Source organism: Marinomonas phycocola (assembly GCF_047525455.1).
GTDB lineage: Bacteria > Pseudomonadota > Gammaproteobacteria > Pseudomonadales > Marinomonadaceae > Marinomonas.
The window spans coordinates 175,163-193,484 of the sequence record NZ_JBLIXL010000004.1; the positions used below are offsets into that span (position 1 = coordinate 175,163).

An 18,322-nucleotide genomic window follows, 5' to 3' on the forward strand; every position below is an offset into this window, starting at 1 on the left:
GCTTGCTTACGCTAGCGCTTCTTCTAGATCCATTCTATTTTCTTCCACTGCATGACAGGCAATTCGCTGATTGCCTTCACTGCGTAAATGCGGTGTTTCTGTTTTACAACGGTCGTTAGCAAAGCTGCATCGACCATGGAAAGCACAGCCACTTGGTGGGTTTAATGGAGAAGGCAGCTCACCTTCTAGTTTGATGCGTTTTCGGCGTTTTTCGGGAGACAATTGCGGCGTACTGGACATTAAGGCTAAGGTGTAAGGGTGTTTCGGGTTCGCAAAGATTTGCTCTTTAGGTCCCTGTTCAACCACTTTGCCTAGATACATCACCACAACATCATCAGCTATGTGCTCTACAACAGACAAATCGTGGGAGATAAAGACATAGCTCAGTCCAAATTCTTCCTGTAAATCCATCATCAAATTCAATACTTGCGCTTGAACCGACACATCCAAAGCGGATACGGGTTCGTCGGCTACAATGACATTAGGATCGAGCATTAACCCACGAGCAATCGCAATACGCTGTCGTTGCCCACCCGAAAACATATGTGGATAACGATCATAATGTTCTGTTTTAAGGCCAACTTTGGACATAATAGCGAGGGCTTTTTTCTTCCGATCGACTTTGCTCAGTTTGGTATTGATCACCAACGGCTCCTCTAGAATGTCACCAATTTTCTTCCTCGGGTTCAATGAACCATAAGGGTTTTGAAAAATGATCTGAATTCGTTGACGCAATGCCATCTGTTCCGATTTTGTAAGCGTTAATAAGTTTTGTCCTTTGTAATCTAATTCACCGGATGTTGGTGTTTCGATCATGGTCAGCATTCGGCCTAGGGTGGATTTGCCACAGCCAGACTCCCCTACCACAGCCAGTGTTTTACCACGCTCAAGCTGGAAGCTGACACCATCGACCGCTTTTACTAGCGCATCGTCTTTAAAGAGCCCTTGTTTTACCACATAGTGCTGTTTTAAATCTGTACCTTGTAGAATTAACGTATCGTTTATATTACTCATGCAGTCGGCCTCCCTTCAAAACCCAGTGGTGTATGGCATTTCACTTGTCGATCTAAGGTGCCTTGAGTCTCTGGTTCTACGGAGCGGCAAAAATCAGTAGCATAAGGGCAACGAGAGCTAAGCAAACAGCCAGCAGGACGGTCGTAAACACCAGGAACAACGCCAGACAATGCGTCTAAACGACTTTGACCGGTAGAGGACTCTGGTAAAGACTTCAGTAATGCCTGAGTGTAAGGGTGTTTAGGGTTAACGAACACATCTGTAGCTGGCCCAGACTCCACAATTTGACCCGCATACATAACGATAACTCGATGGGCTACTTCCGCAACCAGTGCCAAGTCATGCGTGATTAGAACAAGCCCCATTTTCTTCTTACGTTGTAACTCAATTAACAAATCGATAATTTGTGCCTGAATGGTCACATCTAATGCGGTGGTTGGTTCATCGGCAATTAACAATCGTGGGTTACAGGCAATGGCCATTGCAATCATGACACGTTGACTCATACCACCTGATAACTGATGTGGGTATGCGGATAAACGTGTCTCTGGTGCCGGAATACCGACTTGTGTAAGCAGCTCTACTGCGCGAGCCGTCAGCTCTTTCTTCGATCCACCTTGATGTGTCTTTAACGCTTCGATGATTTGGTAACCAACGGTAAAACAAGGATTTAAGCTTGTCATAGGGTCTTGGAAAATCATGGCGATTTCAGAACCGGTTAATTTTCGACGCTGCTTTTCTGGCATGGTTAACAGATCTTGTCCGTCAAATGATAATGTGTCTGCGTCTACCTTACCGGGGAAATCGATCAGCCCCATAATAGACAATGAGCTAACACTTTTTCCTGATCCAGACTCACCAACTATACCCAATACTTCGCCTTCTTCTACTTTGTAGCTAATGTTGTCGACGGCTTTAAATTGACCAAAGGTAACGGATAAATTTTCTAGTTGTAACAATGACATAACAAATTCCTACTGTTTTAGCTTAGGATCAAGGGCATCGCGCAAACCATCGCCCATGAGATTAAAGGCCAATACAGTGATCAGTATCATTAAGCCTGGGAAAGTAACAACCCACCATGCGCGTTGTACAAATTGTAAGGCATTTGCCAACATGCTCCCCCATTCAGGAGTGGGTGGTTGAGCGCCTAGACCAAGGAAACCTAATGCAGCCATGTCTAGAATTGCTGTTGAAAAGCCTAGAGTCGCTTGCACGATAAGCGGTGCTAGGCAATTTGGTAGAATACAGATGAACATTAAACGTAATGGACCAGCACCGATTACACGCGAAGAGGTAACGTAGTCTCGTGACATCTCCGCCATCGTCGCGGCACGTGTTAAACGGACATAATGAGGTAGGGATACAATGGAAATTGCCAATGCGGCGTTGATAATGCTTGGCCCAAGAATCGCTACGATAGCGATCGCTAATAGCAAGCCTGGCATGGCCAACATAATATCGACGATGCGCATGATGGCTGTATCAATCACCCCTTTACAATAGCCAGCAGTTAATCCTAATAAAATGCCAACAAAAAGTGAAAAGGTGACTGAAATAATGCCTACCGCAATGGAAAGTCGTGCACCATGGATCAAGCGAGATAAAATGTCACGACCTACATCGTCAGTGCCAAGCAGGTAACCCCAATTACCTCCATCTAGCCAAGCTGGCGGAAGTAATAATGCATCTCGGGCTTGTTCTGAAGGGGAATGAGGCGCAATTAAGTCAGCGAAAACGGCTAGGAAGCTAATAAAGATAATAAAAACAAGGCCTGCAACCGCGCCTTTATTGCTTTTAAAGTAATACCAAAATTCTTGCAGTGGTGTTTTTGGTATGGGTGTAGCCAGAGTGTCTATTGCGACGGTCATAGGCTCAGTACTCATGTTATTTCCTTAATGACTGTGGCGAATACGAGGATTAATAATGCCGTAAGCAATATCAACGAGAAGGTTAACGACAATGATGATTGTGGCAACGATTAAAATACCACCTTGCACAACGGGGTAGTCACGTCGACCAATGGATTCAATTAACCATTTACCAATCCCCGGCCAAGCAAATACGGTTTCCGTTAGGATGGCTCCTGAAAGTAAAATACCCACTTGCAAACCGATAACTGTTACGACTGGAATAAGTGCATTACGTAATGCGTGAATAACAATGACTCGCCAAGGTGCGATGCCTTTAGAGCGAGCAGTACGAATGTAATCTTCACTTAGCACTTCTAGCATTGAAGAACGTGTCATACGTGCAATCACCGCCATTGGAATGGTGCCAAGAACAATACTCGGTAAAATCAAATGTGAAACAGCAGAAGCGAAGGCTCCCTCTTCGTCTGATAACCAAGTGTCTATCAACATAAAGCCCGTTGTGTTATCAATCCAATACACAACGTCGATGCGACCAGATACGGGAGTCCAACCTAAGTTGACGGAAAAAATAAGCATTAATAATAACGCCCACCAAAAAACGGGCATAGAGTAGCCAGTTAGAGAGACCGTCATTACAGAGTGATCAAAAATGGTGCCTCGTTTTACTGCGGCAATAATGCCAGCAGGTAAACCGATGAGAATAGCAAAAAGTGCAGCACATACTGATAATTCAACGGTGGCAGGAAATAAAGCCAAAAACTCATCCAGTACGGGCGTTCTTGTGACGAGGGAATTGCCTAAATCCCCCTGTAATACTCCTCTAACATAGCGAAAATATTGAATGTATAACGGTTGATCAAAGCCTAATTCAGCACTGAGCATTGCATGACGTTCAGCAGACACGCCTCGCTCTCCGGCCATTACTTCAATTGGATCGCCAGGAATCATGTGAATGAGGGTAAAAGTAAGTAAGGTGATACCGAGAAAAGTGGGAATCACTAAACTTAAACGACGTAAAATAAACTGGAACATAAAAGATCTCTTGAAACGCAAATGCTAGAACAGGAGGCCTGTTCTAGCTTTTTTTGGGCGGGAACTATTTGGTTAAACTAACACCAGAGAAGTAGTGTCCACCGAGAGGATCGATGATGAAGTTCTTCACTTCTTTACGAACAGGTTCGTAAACAATAGAGTGAGCGACTGTGATCCAAGGCGCTTCGCGCTTGAAGACCATTTGAGCTTCTTCATAGTACTTAGTACGGTTAGCAACATTGGAGTCTTGTTTTGCTTTTACGAGTAAGTCGTTAAATTCGGTATCACACCATTGAGCGCGGTTTGATCCACCAACAGCATCGCAGCCTAGTAGTACGTATAGGAAGTTATCTGGATCACCATTGTCTCCCGTCCAACCTAGTAGAACGGTTTCATGTTCGCCTTTCTTCGAACGGTTTAGATACTCACCCCATTCGTAAGATACGATTTCGGCTTCAACGCCAACTTTAGACCAATCTTCTTGCATAACTTCCGCCATACGACGGGCATTTGGATTGTATGGACGTTGAACAGGCATTGCCCAGATGTTTGTTGAGAAACCGTTTTCATAACCCGCTTCTTTCAACAATTGTTTTGCTTTAACTGGGTCGTAGTTGTAATCAACCACCTTATTGTTGTAAGACCACATTGTTGGTGGAATTGGGTTCTTAGCTGCTTTACCTGCACCTTGGAAAACAGAGTTGATAATCGCATCTTTATTGGTTGCAAGGTTCAAAGCTTGGCGTACGCGAACGTCATCAAAAGGAGGCTTTTGAGTGTTAAACGCAAGGTAACCCACGTTTAGACCTTCTTGGCTCATTAAGTTGATGTCTTCATCTGCTTTCATCTGTTCCAAATCGGCTGGATTTGGATACGGTATCATATGACATTCGCCCGCTTTCAATTTAGCGTAACGAACGGATGCGTCAGGAGTGATAGAGAAAACAAGACGATCGATTTCTGGTTTACCTTTCCAATAATCTTCAAATGCTGTGTAGCGAATTAAAGAATCTTTTTGGTACTGAACTTTTTGAAATGGACCCGTTGCTACTGGGTTGATATCGATTTGCTCTGGCATGCCCTTTTTCATTAGCACATCAGCTTGTTCTGCTGAGAAAATAGATGCGAAGTCCATTGCCAAGTTAGCAATGAAAGGTGCTTCAGGATTATTCAAAACAAATTTCACTGTGTAATCATCGACTTTAACAATGTCTTTGATCAACGAATCCATGCCCATGCCTGTGAAGTACTCATAAGAACCACCAGAGACTTTATGGAAAGGATGGTTTGCGTCCCACTGACGAGCAAAAGAGAAAATTACATCATCTGCATTGAAGTCACGTGTTGGTTTGAAGTCTTTTGATGAATGGAACTTCACGCCTTTACGCAAGTTGAACGTGTACTCTAATCCATCAGGAGTCACTTCATAGCTTTCTGCAAGACCTGGCTCTGTTTGAGTGGTTCCAAGTTTGAATTCAAAAAGACGGTTGAACATGTTTTTAGAAGAAGCATCGAATGTTGTTCCAGAAGTGTAGAACGCAGGGTTAAAGCCTTCTGGGCTCCCTTCGGAACAATATACAAACGTTGATGCTGCATGTGCAGATGTTGAAATTGCAGTCGCAGCCATAATGGCCATTGGTAAAGCGGCTAGCCCTTTTATCATTATATTTCTCCGATTCTCTTATCGTGATGAATGAATACAGTTCAAAGTCAGATAGTACTTTTTTAGTTTTTATATAAAGAGAGGCAGCAAAGAGTGCTACGTGTTTATAACCACTCTGTCCTACCCTTCGACTGGTAGAACAGAGTGATTTCCTCATCCGTGAGCCCCCTTTATCTGTTTTGATGTCACTTATTTCTTATAAACGTGTAAAACAGAGTCCCTTAAGGGTAGCTAAGGAATATTGAATGGCCAATCGAAATAACGATATTCATTATGCATATATTGAATGGAATAGTTTAAAAGGTATAAAAAAAACCAATAAAATCAAAGAATTTATTGGTTTTCGAGATAAAGAAAATTTTTATTCAAGGAGAGCCTCTGTTAGCGCGGCTTCCTTTCAGTTAGTCAGCTTATTTTAGGGATTTGATTAAAACAGACGTATCGCAGCGACCCAACCCCTCTGTAATCAACGCTTGGTATTTATCATCAACATCTTGGGTTAAAGGCAGATTGAGTGACATCTTCTCGGCTTGATCTAAGCAAAGGCCAAGGTCTTTATGCATCCACTCTATAGCAAACCCAAAATCGAATTGGTCTTTTGCCATTGTTTCTCCACGGTTTTCTAGTTGCCACGAACCAGCGGCACCGTATTTGAGCGTTTCCACGAGTGTGGCAATATCCAATCCTGCTTTTTGAGCAAAGCGGATGCCTTCTGACAAGCCGGATAAGACGCCAGCGATCAAAATTTGATTGGCCATCTTCGCTATTTGACCGTTACCAACAGGACCTTGTAAAACAATGGATTTAGAGTAGCAATCCATAATTGGACGGACCTTATCTAATACAGCGCTTTCCCCACCAACCATGACAGTAAGCACACCGTTTTCAGCGCCCGCTTGACCACCTGATACTGGTGCATCTAAAAAGTAGCAGCCTTTATCGCTAGCAATCTTGGCAAGCTCTTGAGCGACTTCCGCTGATGCTGTTGTATGATCAACAAAAACCGTGCCTGTCGTCGCGTTAGCAAAAGCGCCATGCTCGCCTAAATACACTTCTCGTAAGTCGTTATCGTTTCCTACACAAGTAAAAACAATGTCTTTATTGTGAGATGCCAGTGCCGGCGTCGCTGCCCAGTTTCCAGCATGGTTTTGTGCCCATGTTTCTGCTTTCGATTGTGTTCTATTAAAAACAGTGACTGTGTCACATTGTGTACTTAGATGCCCTGCCATGGGATACCCCATGGTTCCAAGACCAATAAAAGCAACGTTCATACTTTTGCATACCTCTCATTTTTTATATTGGATGTTAATAGAGTAACGATCGCTTTCTATAATAATTAGTGACAGTCTCTGTAAATAGTAAGCGTACAGTGAATCTATCTGTATAAAATAGGATTGTTCTTACCTGTGGATAAAAATGTGTATGTAATTTAGAAAAGCCTTGCTTACGCTGTGGCTAACTCATGATTGCTATAACTCTATAAAAAATAAACGTTTTTTTGTTGGGCGAATCAAAAAGGACGTGATTGCTTCATTTTTTTATTAAATACGATGGTTTCAAGGTAGAAGATAAGTCTGTTCAATATTAATAAAGAGCCTGCTTACATTCTACCTAAAAATGACCAAAATAAATTATATATCATTATATATCAATAACTTAATGATTTAATAATTTTAAGATAATAGGCTCTAACTCCTCAGAAAGGCGCTGATTCGCTAGCAAATCAAGGTGTATTCCATCCAATTCACTCGGCTGTATGATGCCCGCTGAATTTAGAAACTCGCAGTCGTATAATGTTGCAACTCTTTGATAATGTTGGTGTAAATCCTGTGACTTTTCCACGGCACCTTGATACATGTCTGCTAAATCTCCTTTTGGGGATAAAATATTTGGAGGGGCAATAATAACGACTTTAGGTGTCGAGAAACAATGAGGGCTGGGTACCCGTACTTTTTGAATGATTTGTTCAATGCCTTTGGCTGCTTCGTACGCTCCTACATTAAAGTAGCGCTTTAAATCATTTGTCCCAAGCATGAGCACTAGTATATCAACCGGGCCAAATATTTCTAATGCGGCTTGTATTGATAATGACCCGTTACGACCTTCTTTAAAAGGGTCGTCCCAAATGGTCGTCCGTCCGGGTAATCCCAGATTAATGACTTCATTATTTGCCCCAAGCTTTTCTCCTAATAACTCAGGCCAACGTTGATTCCGATTGAATCGGCTTCCGTGAGGTGCGGCTCCCCAAGTTAATGAATCGCCATAACATAATATAGTCGCCATAGTGTTCTCCCCTACTTGGTTTTATTTCTTTGGATACAGAGTATTGGATTAGATCCTTTGCCTTAAGTGTAGTTTGGTATACCGCAGATGGATGACTATTTTTTCTATGTCGCACTTGTCGTATTTTTTATCTGATAAATAGGGGAAATGGGTAATTTTGAGGGGAGTTTTGCGTCAGAAATCCCTCAGATTTCAGTTTTACCTACTAGAATTGCCTAAAACAGCATTAAATTTTTACAGATTCGTCTTTCAATTGGGCGTTTTTTAGCTAAAAATTTTGACTGACAGCCATAAAAAAGGTATTTATAGGTTGTGGTAATATTTATTGCTCATGAAATACTTAGGACACTTGCTAAGAACTGAGCAGCACATTAATGAATTTCTTGCATGTTCATCGCTGTTTTTCCCCATTCTCAGTATAAAAAAACGTCCGCAATTATAATTATTAAATCATAAAAGAGGGTTTATCTATGTCAACAACTCTGATTGTTGGTATAGACGGTAGTGAAGCAGGTGCTCGCGCCTTGTCATACACTAAACGTCTAGCCACATTGATTGGATCTGACTGCAAAATCGAAGTCGTCTATGTAATTGAATGGTCTCCTTACTCTTTCCAAACACCGGAAGAAAATGCCCACCGAAACAAACAACGTGAAGATGCAATTATTATTGCAAATGAACGTGTTGTATCCCCTGCCGTTAAGTTAATTCGTGATGAAGGTTTTGCTGCTGAAGGGCGTGTTCTACACGGTAAAGTTGCTCACTTATTGAACTCTGTAGCAGTTGAAACAAACGCGGAACAAATTATTGTTGCTCGTTCTTCTGCCGCGGGTTTCTCATCTCGTGTATTTGGTAGTGTGACAGCAAACTTGGTAATGAGCTCAACAGTACCAGTAACGGTTGTAGGCTAAGGGGTAATTATGAAATTAAGAAACACTATGTATTCAATGATCATACTCTTTATGGGTATGTTTCAAACAACTGTTGCTAGAGCTGAAGGTATTGATGCCGCAGTAAACAGTGCTTTTGCAGCTTCAACCGGTTGGTTCGTTAGCTTAATCTTTTCTCCACTACCTGGAACGTCTTTCCCTTGGATCGTACTTTGGTTAGTCATTGGTGCAACCGTATTTACTTTGTACTTTGGTTTTGTTCAGTTCCGCGCTATTGGTCATTCGATCGATCTTGTAAAAGGCGATTACTCTGATCCTAAAGATGCTGGTGAAGTAAGTCACTTCCAAGCATTAACAACGGCCCTATCTGGTACCGTTGGTCTAGGTAACATTGCAGGTGTTGCTGTTGCGATTAGTATTGGTGGCCCAGGAGCAACATTCTGGATGATCCTAGCGGGTCTGATGGGGATGGCAACTAAGTTCGTTGAGTGTACGCTAGGTGTTAAATACCGTAATGAATATAAAGACGGTAGTGTATCTGGTGGACCGATGTACTACATCTCTAAAGGTTTCGAAGAACGTGGCCTCCCAGGTGGTAAATTCCTAGCAGCGCTATTTGCAGTCTTCTGTATCTTTGGTGCGTTTGGTGGCGGTAACATGTTCCAAGCAAACCAAGCACATGCTCAATTAAGCAGTGTTGTTGGCGATTACCCAGGTTGGATTACAGGTGTTATCTTTTCTGCAATCGTATTCTTAGTTATTATTGGTGGTATCAAATCTATTGCGAAAGTAACAGAAAAGATCGTTCCTTTCATGGGTATTCTTTATGTTGGTGCTGGCTTAGTGATCCTACTGATGAACATTGATCAAATCGGTTGGGCTTTCGGTCAAATCTTTGAAGGTGCTTTCACAGGTCTTGGTGTTGCTGGTGGTATGGTTGGTGCGTTGATTCAAGGCTTCAAACGTGCGGCGTTTTCGAACGAAGCCGGTGTTGGTTCTGCGGCGATTGCTCACTCCGCCGTTAAGACGAATGAGCCAATTACAGAAGGTCTGGTATCTTTGCTTGAGCCTTTCATTGACACGGTTGTTATTTGTACGATGACAGCGCTTGTAATCATTATTACAGGCCAATTAGTATCAGACCCATCTACAGGTCTTTATGTTCTGAATGAAGCTGGTACTTCAATTATGACTCAAGACGGTAGCTCTGGTGTTGCGTTGACATCTGCGGCATTTGGTTCTGCATTTAGCTGGTTCCCATACATCTTAGTATTAGCCGTTGTTATGTTTGCTTTCTCTACGATGTTGAGCTGGTCTTACTACGGTCTAAAAGCATGGACTTACTTGTTCGGTGAAGGCAAAGCTGCTGAGCTAGCATTTAAATTACTGTTCTGCTTGTTCATTATTGTTGGTGCATCTGCAAGCCTAGGTCCAGTTATCGATTTCTCTGATGCTATGATCTTTGCAATGGCTGTTGTTAACATCATTGGTTTGTACTGCTTAGTGCCAATCGTGAAGAAAGAATACATTTCTTACTTCGCTCGTTTGGAAAGTGGCGAAATCAAGAAGTTCAATAAATAATCACCGTATTATTTATTGTTATAAAGAGAGGTGCCTATTTATAGGTGCCTTTTTTTTATCTTGTATATTCACTACTGGTAAATAGTCTTCATTTGAATACTCACTTCTGTTCCATATATAAAAGTTGCTTTTTTCATTAAACTAGTAAGATCTTAGGTATTGCGTCTTTATAGAAAGTTGTAGAACTGATTACGAAGAATAGTTTAACTGTTTACTGTGTAGGAATTGTATGAAATTTGCTCTTTGGGCTTTGCTTGTTGTGACCGTTTTTATCGCTGTTGGTGGATATACCGTCAACGCTCAGCTGGTATCAGAAACGGACTCTGAAATAAATGCGCGGTCGAAACAATACCAAGGAACGAAATTCAGTAATGCAGCTGAAGTAAATGTTCAATCAGTAGAAAAAACATTAACCATATTGAAGCGATATATAACTGAGGAATCAATTGATCAAACCCCTAAATTTGGCATTCCTGTAGAAACGGTTACGAAGGAGCTACTAGACGACCTAAGCCAAGACACGGTACATATTATTAAATTAGGTCATTCTACCGTCCTATTAAAAGTGATGGGGGAGTATTGGCTTATTGATCCTATTTTTGCAGACAGGGCATCGCCATTTACTTTTTTAGGACCGAAGCGTTTTCACGATGCACCTATTGAACCTGTTGATTTACCTAATATCGAGCGAATATTGATTTCGCATAATCATTATGATCACTTAGATGAAAGTAGCATTCGAGCTTTAGCAGGTAAAACGGCGTCCTTCTTAGTTCCTTTAGGTGTCAAAGGCGACTTGGTTAAATGGGGTATTGCACCCAATAAGGTTCAAGAATTCGATTGGTGGCAAGAAATTGAAACAGAACAGGCATTAGTGGCATTTACCCCGACTCAGCACTTCTCAGGCCGAGCAATAGGGGACAGTAACCATACATTATGGGGATCTTGGGTCATCAAAACGCCACAGACGAGTTTGTACTTTAGTGGTGACTCTGGCTATTTTGATGGGTTTAAAGAGATTGGTGATAAATATGGGCCTTTTGACTTAACGTTATTGGAAACGGGCGCCTATGATCAGGCTTGGAAGGACATTCATATGTTGCCTGAGGAGAGTGTTCAAGCGCATATCGACCTGAGAGGTAAGGTGATGGTGCCCATTCACAATGGGACGTTTGATTTGTCGTTCCACACTTGGTACGAACCGTTAGACAGAGTCGTTATGGAGGCTGAGCAGCAGGGTGTTCTCATTAGTACTCCTGTTTTTGGAGTGCCGTTTCAAGCGACAGATGGCCCTATCGTAAACAACTGGTGGAGCAAGCATTAATAGACATTGTCTTTAAAAAGGGGGGGTTTCCATGTGAAAAACCTTTTTTGGGTGCTTTAGTGTAGATGGCAGCGTTGTAATACGTACTTATTTGGCTAATTGAGAGTCAATTATTCTGTTTCTACCGATATTTTTGGCCGTATACAAGTTGTTATCTGCAATTTTAAACACATCGTTTGTTGTCTTTCCTTCATCAGAATAACCAATACCGATACTAGCGGTAATGCTTAACACTGGAGTGATATCTAGCTGACTGAGGGTATCACGCAAGCGCTCAGCAAGCTCCAATACCTTTGTGCTGTCATTTTCTAGCGTAAGTATGAGGAATTCTTCTCCTCCCCAACGTCCTAACACATCATTAGGGTGTATTTTTCGGCTTAAATGAGACGCTATTTTTCTTAAAACTTGATCTCCAATTAGGTGGCCGTGTTGGTCGTTTACGTGTTTAAAGTGATCTATATCGATCACTAGAATACTGTACACTTGTTGATTTTCATCAGAATTAAGGCCGAGTTCCTTGAAAATTTTATCAATTCCTCTTCTATTAAGTATGTGTGTTAACAAGTCTACGTTGGCGTATGTTTCAAACTCCATGGCTTGCTGTAGGGCTTTTTCGTTGTTTACTCTCAGTTTTACAACCGTCCATAAGAGAGCAATGTATGCAATGTGAGCAACGGCTATATTGAGTATGACGTCAAGTGTATCGCGCAAAGGGAAATTGGGAATAAGGACGATAAAATGGCCAATGATGGTCACAGCAAAAACAGCAACAGCTGTGGGGACGGCTTTTTTAATTTCTAGAAAAAGACATGCCATAACGTAGTTAAGACCGAGCCATTGTAACGAATTGAGGGAAATGCCTTGTCCTGAAGCGTGACTCCAGATGCTAGAGCCAATGAGAAAACTCGCAATAATAGTGTATGCGAGCATCAGCAAGATAGTGTTTTTGACTCTATTAGTGGCACTGAGAATGTAAATGCCTGAGAATGCGAAAATGCAAATGGGGTAACTAAATTGATCAAATAAAACTAACATGCCACTGGATGCATCAATAGCCCAAATAGCTGAAAAACAGATGATCAAAAATAGTATCAATTTCCTAAGTAATGTAGGTCTGATAGCGGCTGTTTGTAAAAGGGATACGTCTATTTTACTCTGATGCATGTTAGGGGTTCAATGTTTAGACAGTCCAAAAATGCAAAGATCATATACAATTATTACACCACTTGAAACAATTTTGTGATCCTTTGTAAGAATACACATTTAGTGTAATAAAGCGTGTTTTTCTGAAAATGTGTAGCAACAAAATCACACATAAGAGATTTGACATGAAAAACAGGTAAAGGTTCCTTAGCTTGGTTTTATTTTTGTCGTGGAGGCGTAATACTTCTGTAGGAATGCATAAATAAAAATGGCTGGGTCGTATATTAATCTACATGACGCGTAAAAAAGCGTGGATGCACTGAAGCAAATTTAGAGAGGCTATGTATAGGTCAATCTTTTTATATTGAAAGATTGACCTAATGAATAAAAATGTGGATTGCTAGCTTAATTGGTGCATTAAGGCGCGTTTACGTAATTGAATTTTGGGTTAATCTGAGTCATTTTTTTGGTTAAATAGGTCAACAAAACGCCATACATAGGGATAAACAAACCAAGGCTAATAATGATTTTGAAGCCGTAATCTGCCCAAGCAATCTCTTGCCAATGTTGAGCCATAAAAGGGTCAGGACTTTGATAAAACGCAATACCGAAAAAAGCCAGCGTGTCTATACCATTGCCGATTAATGTGGAGGCAGCAGGCGCTATCCACCATTGTTTTAAGAGACGAAGGCGGTTAAAGATGTTTATGTCGAGTACTTGCCCAAGCAGGTAAGCAATCAAACTGGCAATGGCAATACGGGCAACAAACCAATCCAGAGTGGCTAACGACTCAACTCCCTTAAATGCTCCTTCAGAGAACAGCACAGATAAAGCATAAGAAATCAGTATGGCAGGGAGCATAACGCAAAAGATAATTTTACGAGCCAAAGATGAGCCAAAAATACGGACAGTCAAATCGGTGGCTAAGAAAATAAACGGGAAAGTAAAAGCCCCCCATGTAGTATGGAAACCCAATATCGTAAAGGGAATTTGTACTAAGTAATTACTGGATGCAATGATCAGTAAATGGAACGCAACTAAGAAGAACAGTGCTTTGCTTTGCTGCTCAGACGTAAAATGACTCATAGTATGACCTTTTTGGTTTAGATTGGGGTGAGGGAACCCAAGTTAAGCACTTCATTTACAAAAGTGCCGTTAGTAACAACATCATGTTTGACCCTATGGCCAAACTCGGCGGGTGATTATACATTAACCAACAAAAGATACGACACTAGGGAAGAAAGATTTTACATAATTATTCATTGTTTTCTGCTTGGTGAATGAATATATCCTAGTGTAGGAATTATAAGCAATCCGTTATGCGACACTCACGTCTCATATTGAATGACAGCTAAGCAGATAGTGCAATCATTTCACGCATCCCCATATTAATTATCATAGGATGCTAATAATTGACTGTCATTGGCATGAGCACAATAGGGTATTTCCCTACTGCCTATTTTTCATCTCAGCCTTGTTGATATACATTTTCTGATCCGCTACAACAAGCAGTTGTCCGACGTGAGTACCGTTTTCAGGGTAATGTGCTGCTCCTATTGAGGTACTTAGAGTGAGCTTTAATGACTCAGATAATGCTAAAGGCTCTAAGAATGCGGTTTCAATTTTCAGGAGAATAGCGTCTAAATCATGCTGGCTATTTACATTAGCCAGTATCACGACGAACTCATCACCTGCAAACCTTGCGGCTAAATCATTCTGAGAAAGCGTGCTTTTTAACCGTAGAGCAAACTCTCGTAACGCTTGGTCTCCCATATCGTGACCAAATTGATCATTTATTTTTTTGAAGTCATTTAGGTCAAGGAATAAGATGGTGAAAGGCGTTTCTTCACCGTTAATAATGTCTTTTTCAATAATGGCCTTTATATGTTGCTCAAATGCGTATCGATTGGGCAATCCAGTAAGGTAGTCTATTTGCAATCTTTTTTGCATGGCAGAAAAGCTCTTAGCAAGTTCGCCTATTTCATCTTTTCGTTGAATATTAATCGGTTCTTCAAGGTATCCACTGCCGACGCGATTTGTTGCGTCTGACAACAGCTTCAGATCTTTGGTTACCCATTGTAAAATCATAAAGCCAATAAGAGTGACGAACACCGTAGCAAAAATGCTAAGAAAAACGGTCTGCACAACATTCTGTTTAATGCCTCCCATAAAGTCTTCACTTGGTATGGCGACTACATTTATCCATTTTAGACCGGCCTCGTCTTCAAATTCATTATAACCAACGTAAATGTCTCGATTCTGTGCATCTGTGAAGCTAAAGGTCTCAGGCTCAGAGTGCTCTATTCCATTTGAAATGAATGGTTTAATTTTTAAGTAAATATCGGTGAGTAATGCATTCCCGCTTTCATCTGCCCGAATTCTTGTATTAAGTCCATTTTCATCTTGTTTAATATTAGGACTATGGGATGACGCAATCAACATACCATTAGGCTCTATGATAAAAGCGATGGCATTTTGGGAAATATTAAGACTGCCAATGAAGTCATTCAATGATTTAAGAGACATGTCTGTGGCAACAACGCCTTCAAATTCCCCGTCTTCTCCTTGAATACGACGCGCCCTTGTAGAAATTAGATTGTGCGTTCTAAAATCAATGTACACAGATGTCCAAATGTCATCTACGTTGTCCCAAGCCGCCTGAAACCAAGGTCTTACCCTAGGGTCAAAATTCTTCTCTTCTATAAAAGAAAACTGCGGTTCGCCATTAATACCATCGACTGTGTAAAAACGTCGATGTTCTTCTGGCGTAAATTTCACTCTCAGTTCTCCAGTGTTAATTGAATCTCGATACAGACCGATTGCTTGACCTGCTCGATTGCCATAATACACATAGTTATTAGGGTCGAGATACAAGGAGGATGCAGTCCATAGACGAGTGCGGAGAGTTTCAAAATCGATTTGAATGTCTTTTTGAATATGAATTCCCGCGGGAAAAGCCGTTTCAAGTGTCGCAACGGAGCCAACCACATGTCTGTCTATTGCTTGATTTAAACGACTTATCGTTTCTTTTAATAAATGATTAGATACGGTATGAACGGCATAGCTACCTGCTCTGTAGGAAAGCAGCCCAATAGCAATAGCCAAACAAATAATAAGCGCTACATAAGGAAAAATAAGAACAGATCTAAGGGATAATTTAATCATATTGAACATCGAGCTTTTAAATAAAAGTAAAGGAAAACAATAATAGCGAAGTGATTTCACACGATATTATGAATGCCAAAAATATAGATCGTAAAGTATGGTTTAAAATATAGCCATTAAAGCGTACAAATGTAAATGAGATCTACATCTTTAATTCTAAATAACTAACATTTCGACCAGATCATAAAAAGAGTTTTGTCGAGGTTTCATAAAACTCGCCTATTCTGCAACTTTTTGGGCTTGAGAGTGTGCTTCTAGTAAGAGTTAGGTATTAACTGTCTTATAAAAGTGTCAAAAGATCAATTGGTTGGGAGTTTTTCAGGCATGACTTGATATCATTGACATTTAGTTTGTATAGATGGTCAACGCTGCTTTCTATTGGTCGCACAACCACATCGGCAAGAGGCGTTTCCGTTCAGTAAAGCTTTCTAATATTACTCATGCTAAGTTTAAGAGAACAATTAATCCTGTTGTTTTTCCAAGTTCGATCGGAGGAATAACGTTCACTCTTAGGGTTCTAACGAAGATATTAAACATTTTGTCGAAGGCGATGATCCCAATGTTTATCTAACGGATGTACTGCAACGAGTGAGTCAGCATCCAGCAAAAGACGTGGCCGACCTAACCCCAAGACGATGGAAACACCTGTTTGCAGACAACCCGTTGAAATCGCCATTGCTCTGAGTGTCAATAACGCTGTGAAATGAGAGCAATATCAGATAATGTTTCCATGCTAAATTTGAAAGTAGGTCGCTTAGGGGAATTATCGAACGCTATTAAAATAAATTCTTTATGCCAAAGAGACAGCATTTCTACATATGTAGGAGCTAAATACGAATCATCTATAGGTAGGTGGCATAATATTGCTCTGGCTTCTTTAGCAAGCTTCAAATATCCCTCAAATATAGCGGCAAGTGAAAGGTATTTTTTAGAAGATATCGTGGATAACCCTATTATCTCTAAAGATGGTTGTGTCTACCCTAGTAATGAGATTGGTGGAGGTGCACGTATTGATTACGAAAAACTTTCCTATTACACAACCGAATCAATACAATGCAAAATATAATTACTAACAGGATGAAGTAAAATGAAAAAAGGTTATTTATCATATATTTTTACTATTTTAATTTGGGGTACTACTTGGTATGGCATTAAACTTCAAATCGGTATTACGCCTGAAATATGGTCTCTCGCTGGGAGATATACTTTAGCAGGCATTATAATGCTATTAATAACAAATATTATATATTCAAAAAAGTCACCTAATATTCTTTGTCATGCTCATTTTCTTTTAAAAGGTATAATGATGTATTTTCTAGCATTTATGCTTTTTTACTATAGTAGTGAGTATATTCCAAGTGGACTAGTTGCATTTAGTGTTTCATCAGTCTTGATTTTTAATATATTTAATGATCGAGTAATAAATAAAGTGACCATATCTATAAAGCAGGTTGCATTATCTTCTATAATGTTAATAGGTTTAATAATGATTTCTGCTTCACTTTTTAACGGTGATGTCATTGATGTAAACTTTGGGATTATATCTAAAGGTGTATTACTAGCTTTGTTAGGATCGTATTGTTTTTCAATTGGCAATATTATATCGAAGAATAATAAAGAAAAATTTAATGCTGATCCTGGACAGGATAATGGCTTTAGCATGCTTTATGCTGGTATTTTGTTTTGTATAATGGGATTCTTCACAAATACTGCTCTTGTTATTGATACATCACTTTCTTATATAAGCTCTTTTTTATATCTAACTATAGTTGGATCTGTTTTAAGTTTTTATTTATATGTTAAGATTATTAACCAATTTGGCCCAGCGAATGCGGGATATGTATTAGTTTATGCTCCAGTCATAGCTCTTATTTTATCTATGTTATTAGAAAATGTGCAGGGGAATTTCTTGATATATTTTGGAATGACTATAGTAGTAACTGCAAATTATTATGGAATAAAAATACAAAAAGAAAATTAAATATTTTCTCTAATTACGGATTTTTAAATTAAATGAGAATTAAATAATGGTAAAAGTATTTTCTGCCTCAATTTTTACTGAAACAAATACCTTTTCTGAGATAAAGATCACACTAAATTCATTTTAAAATTGTTATTTTAGTAGAGATGGACAACATGATTCTGTAAAAAGTTATAGAGCAGCTATACTAAATAAGTTTAATGAACTTTTTCAGAAAGAAGGTTATTTTTATGTTGAGAGCATTTGTGCGTAAGCGTCCGGCAAACCACACCTTGAGTATGTTTTTTGATCTATCGCATCTTTGTGATGCTTTAGAGATGCAAGCTGACCATTATGTCTCTAAAGTGTTGTTCAGACAGAGAGCAATGGATG

General features: G+C 40.1%; 16 protein-coding genes. 5 read left to right on the plus strand and 11 right to left on the minus strand.

What is annotated here, in order from left to right; all coding sequences use genetic code 11:
* Positions 1–6: 6 nt before the first annotated feature.
* The 7 genes from ACMUMJ_RS05050 to ACMUMJ_RS05080 all read right to left on the minus strand — a co-directional run bounded on the left by ACMUMJ_RS05050 (position 7) and on the right by ACMUMJ_RS05080 (position 7,866).
* A complete protein-coding gene (locus tag ACMUMJ_RS05050; protein WP_414677701.1) occupies positions 7–1,014 on the minus strand; it encodes a peptide ABC transporter ATP-binding protein in 1,008 nt (335 codons plus the stop codon).
* Positions 1,011–1,979, minus strand: coding sequence for a dipeptide ABC transporter ATP-binding protein (dppD, locus tag ACMUMJ_RS05055; RefSeq protein ID WP_414677702.1), 969 nt, complete (start codon positions 1,977–1,979; stop codon positions 1,011–1,013). The genes ACMUMJ_RS05050 and dppD overlap by 4 nt, the downstream gene beginning before the upstream one ends.
* 9 nt (positions 1,980–1,988) lie before the next feature.
* Positions 1,989–2,900, minus strand: a complete 912-nt coding sequence (gene dppC / locus ACMUMJ_RS05060; protein ID WP_414677703.1) for a dipeptide ABC transporter permease DppC — start codon at positions 2,898–2,900, stop codon at positions 1,989–1,991.
* Positions 2,901–2,909: 9 nt separating this feature from the next.
* Positions 2,910–3,920, minus strand: coding sequence for an ABC transporter permease subunit (locus ACMUMJ_RS05065; RefSeq protein WP_414677704.1), 1,011 nt, complete (start codon positions 3,918–3,920; stop codon positions 2,910–2,912).
* Positions 3,921–3,984: 64 nt separating this feature from the next.
* Positions 3,985–5,583, minus strand: a complete 1,599-nt coding sequence (locus ACMUMJ_RS05070; protein ID WP_414677705.1) for an ABC transporter substrate-binding protein — start codon at positions 5,581–5,583, stop codon at positions 3,985–3,987.
* A gap of 410 nt (positions 5,584–5,993) precedes the next feature.
* A complete protein-coding gene (locus tag ACMUMJ_RS05075) occupies positions 5,994–6,854 on the minus strand; it encodes an NAD(P)-dependent oxidoreductase (protein WP_414677706.1) in 861 nt (286 codons plus the stop codon).
* A gap of 385 nt (positions 6,855–7,239) precedes the next feature.
* A complete protein-coding gene (locus ACMUMJ_RS05080) occupies positions 7,240–7,866 on the minus strand; it encodes an SGNH/GDSL hydrolase family protein (RefSeq protein ID WP_414677707.1) in 627 nt (208 codons plus the stop codon).
* Between the two features lie 470 nt (positions 7,867–8,336).
* Between ACMUMJ_RS05080 and ACMUMJ_RS05085 the strand changes: the two genes are divergently transcribed.
* From ACMUMJ_RS05085 to ACMUMJ_RS05095, 3 genes are all read left to right on the plus strand, one after another.
* The gene (locus ACMUMJ_RS05085; protein ID WP_414677708.1) at positions 8,337–8,777 is read left to right on the plus strand and encodes a universal stress protein; all 441 of its coding nucleotides are present in this window, start codon (positions 8,337–8,339) and stop codon (positions 8,775–8,777) included.
* Between the two features lie 9 nt (positions 8,778–8,786).
* The gene (locus tag ACMUMJ_RS05090) at positions 8,787–10,337 is read left to right on the plus strand and encodes an alanine/glycine:cation symporter family protein (protein WP_414677709.1); all 1,551 of its coding nucleotides are present in this window, start codon (positions 8,787–8,789) and stop codon (positions 10,335–10,337) included.
* A gap of 229 nt (positions 10,338–10,566) precedes the next feature.
* Positions 10,567–11,661 carry an MBL fold metallo-hydrolase gene (locus tag ACMUMJ_RS05095; RefSeq protein WP_414677710.1) on the plus strand — a complete coding sequence of 365 codons (1,095 nt, stop codon included), beginning with the start codon at positions 10,567–10,569 and terminating at the stop codon, positions 11,659–11,661.
* 87 nt (positions 11,662–11,748) lie between these two features.
* On the opposite strand, the gene ACMUMJ_RS05100 is transcribed toward ACMUMJ_RS05095, so the two are convergent.
* From ACMUMJ_RS05100 to ACMUMJ_RS05115, 4 genes are all read right to left on the minus strand, one after another.
* Complete coding sequence (locus ACMUMJ_RS05100) at positions 11,749–12,825, minus strand: GGDEF domain-containing protein (protein WP_414677711.1); 1,077 nt, start codon at positions 12,823–12,825, stop codon at positions 11,749–11,751.
* Between the two features lie 396 nt (positions 12,826–13,221).
* On the minus strand, positions 13,222–13,890 hold the full coding sequence (locus ACMUMJ_RS05105) for a 7-cyano-7-deazaguanine/7-aminomethyl-7-deazaguanine transporter (RefSeq protein WP_414677712.1): 669 nt from the start codon (positions 13,888–13,890) through the stop codon (positions 13,222–13,224).
* Positions 13,891–14,253: 363 nt separating this feature from the next.
* Positions 14,254–15,969, minus strand: a complete 1,716-nt coding sequence (locus tag ACMUMJ_RS05110; protein WP_414677713.1) for a sensor domain-containing diguanylate cyclase — start codon at positions 15,967–15,969, stop codon at positions 14,254–14,256.
* A gap of 529 nt (positions 15,970–16,498) precedes the next feature.
* On the minus strand, positions 16,499–16,645 hold the full coding sequence (locus ACMUMJ_RS05115) for a hypothetical protein (RefSeq protein WP_414677714.1): 147 nt from the start codon (positions 16,643–16,645) through the stop codon (positions 16,499–16,501).
* A gap of 27 nt (positions 16,646–16,672) precedes the next feature.
* Between ACMUMJ_RS05115 and ACMUMJ_RS05120 the strand changes: the two genes are divergently transcribed.
* Positions 16,673–17,035 carry an enolase C-terminal domain-like protein gene (locus ACMUMJ_RS05120; RefSeq protein WP_414677715.1) on the plus strand — a complete coding sequence of 121 codons (363 nt, stop codon included), beginning with the start codon at positions 16,673–16,675 and terminating at the stop codon, positions 17,033–17,035.
* 21 nt (positions 17,036–17,056) lie between these two features.
* Complete coding sequence (locus ACMUMJ_RS05125) at positions 17,057–17,950, plus strand: DMT family transporter (protein WP_414677716.1); 894 nt, start codon at positions 17,057–17,059, stop codon at positions 17,948–17,950.
* The last annotated feature ends 372 nt before the right edge of the window (positions 17,951–18,322 follow it).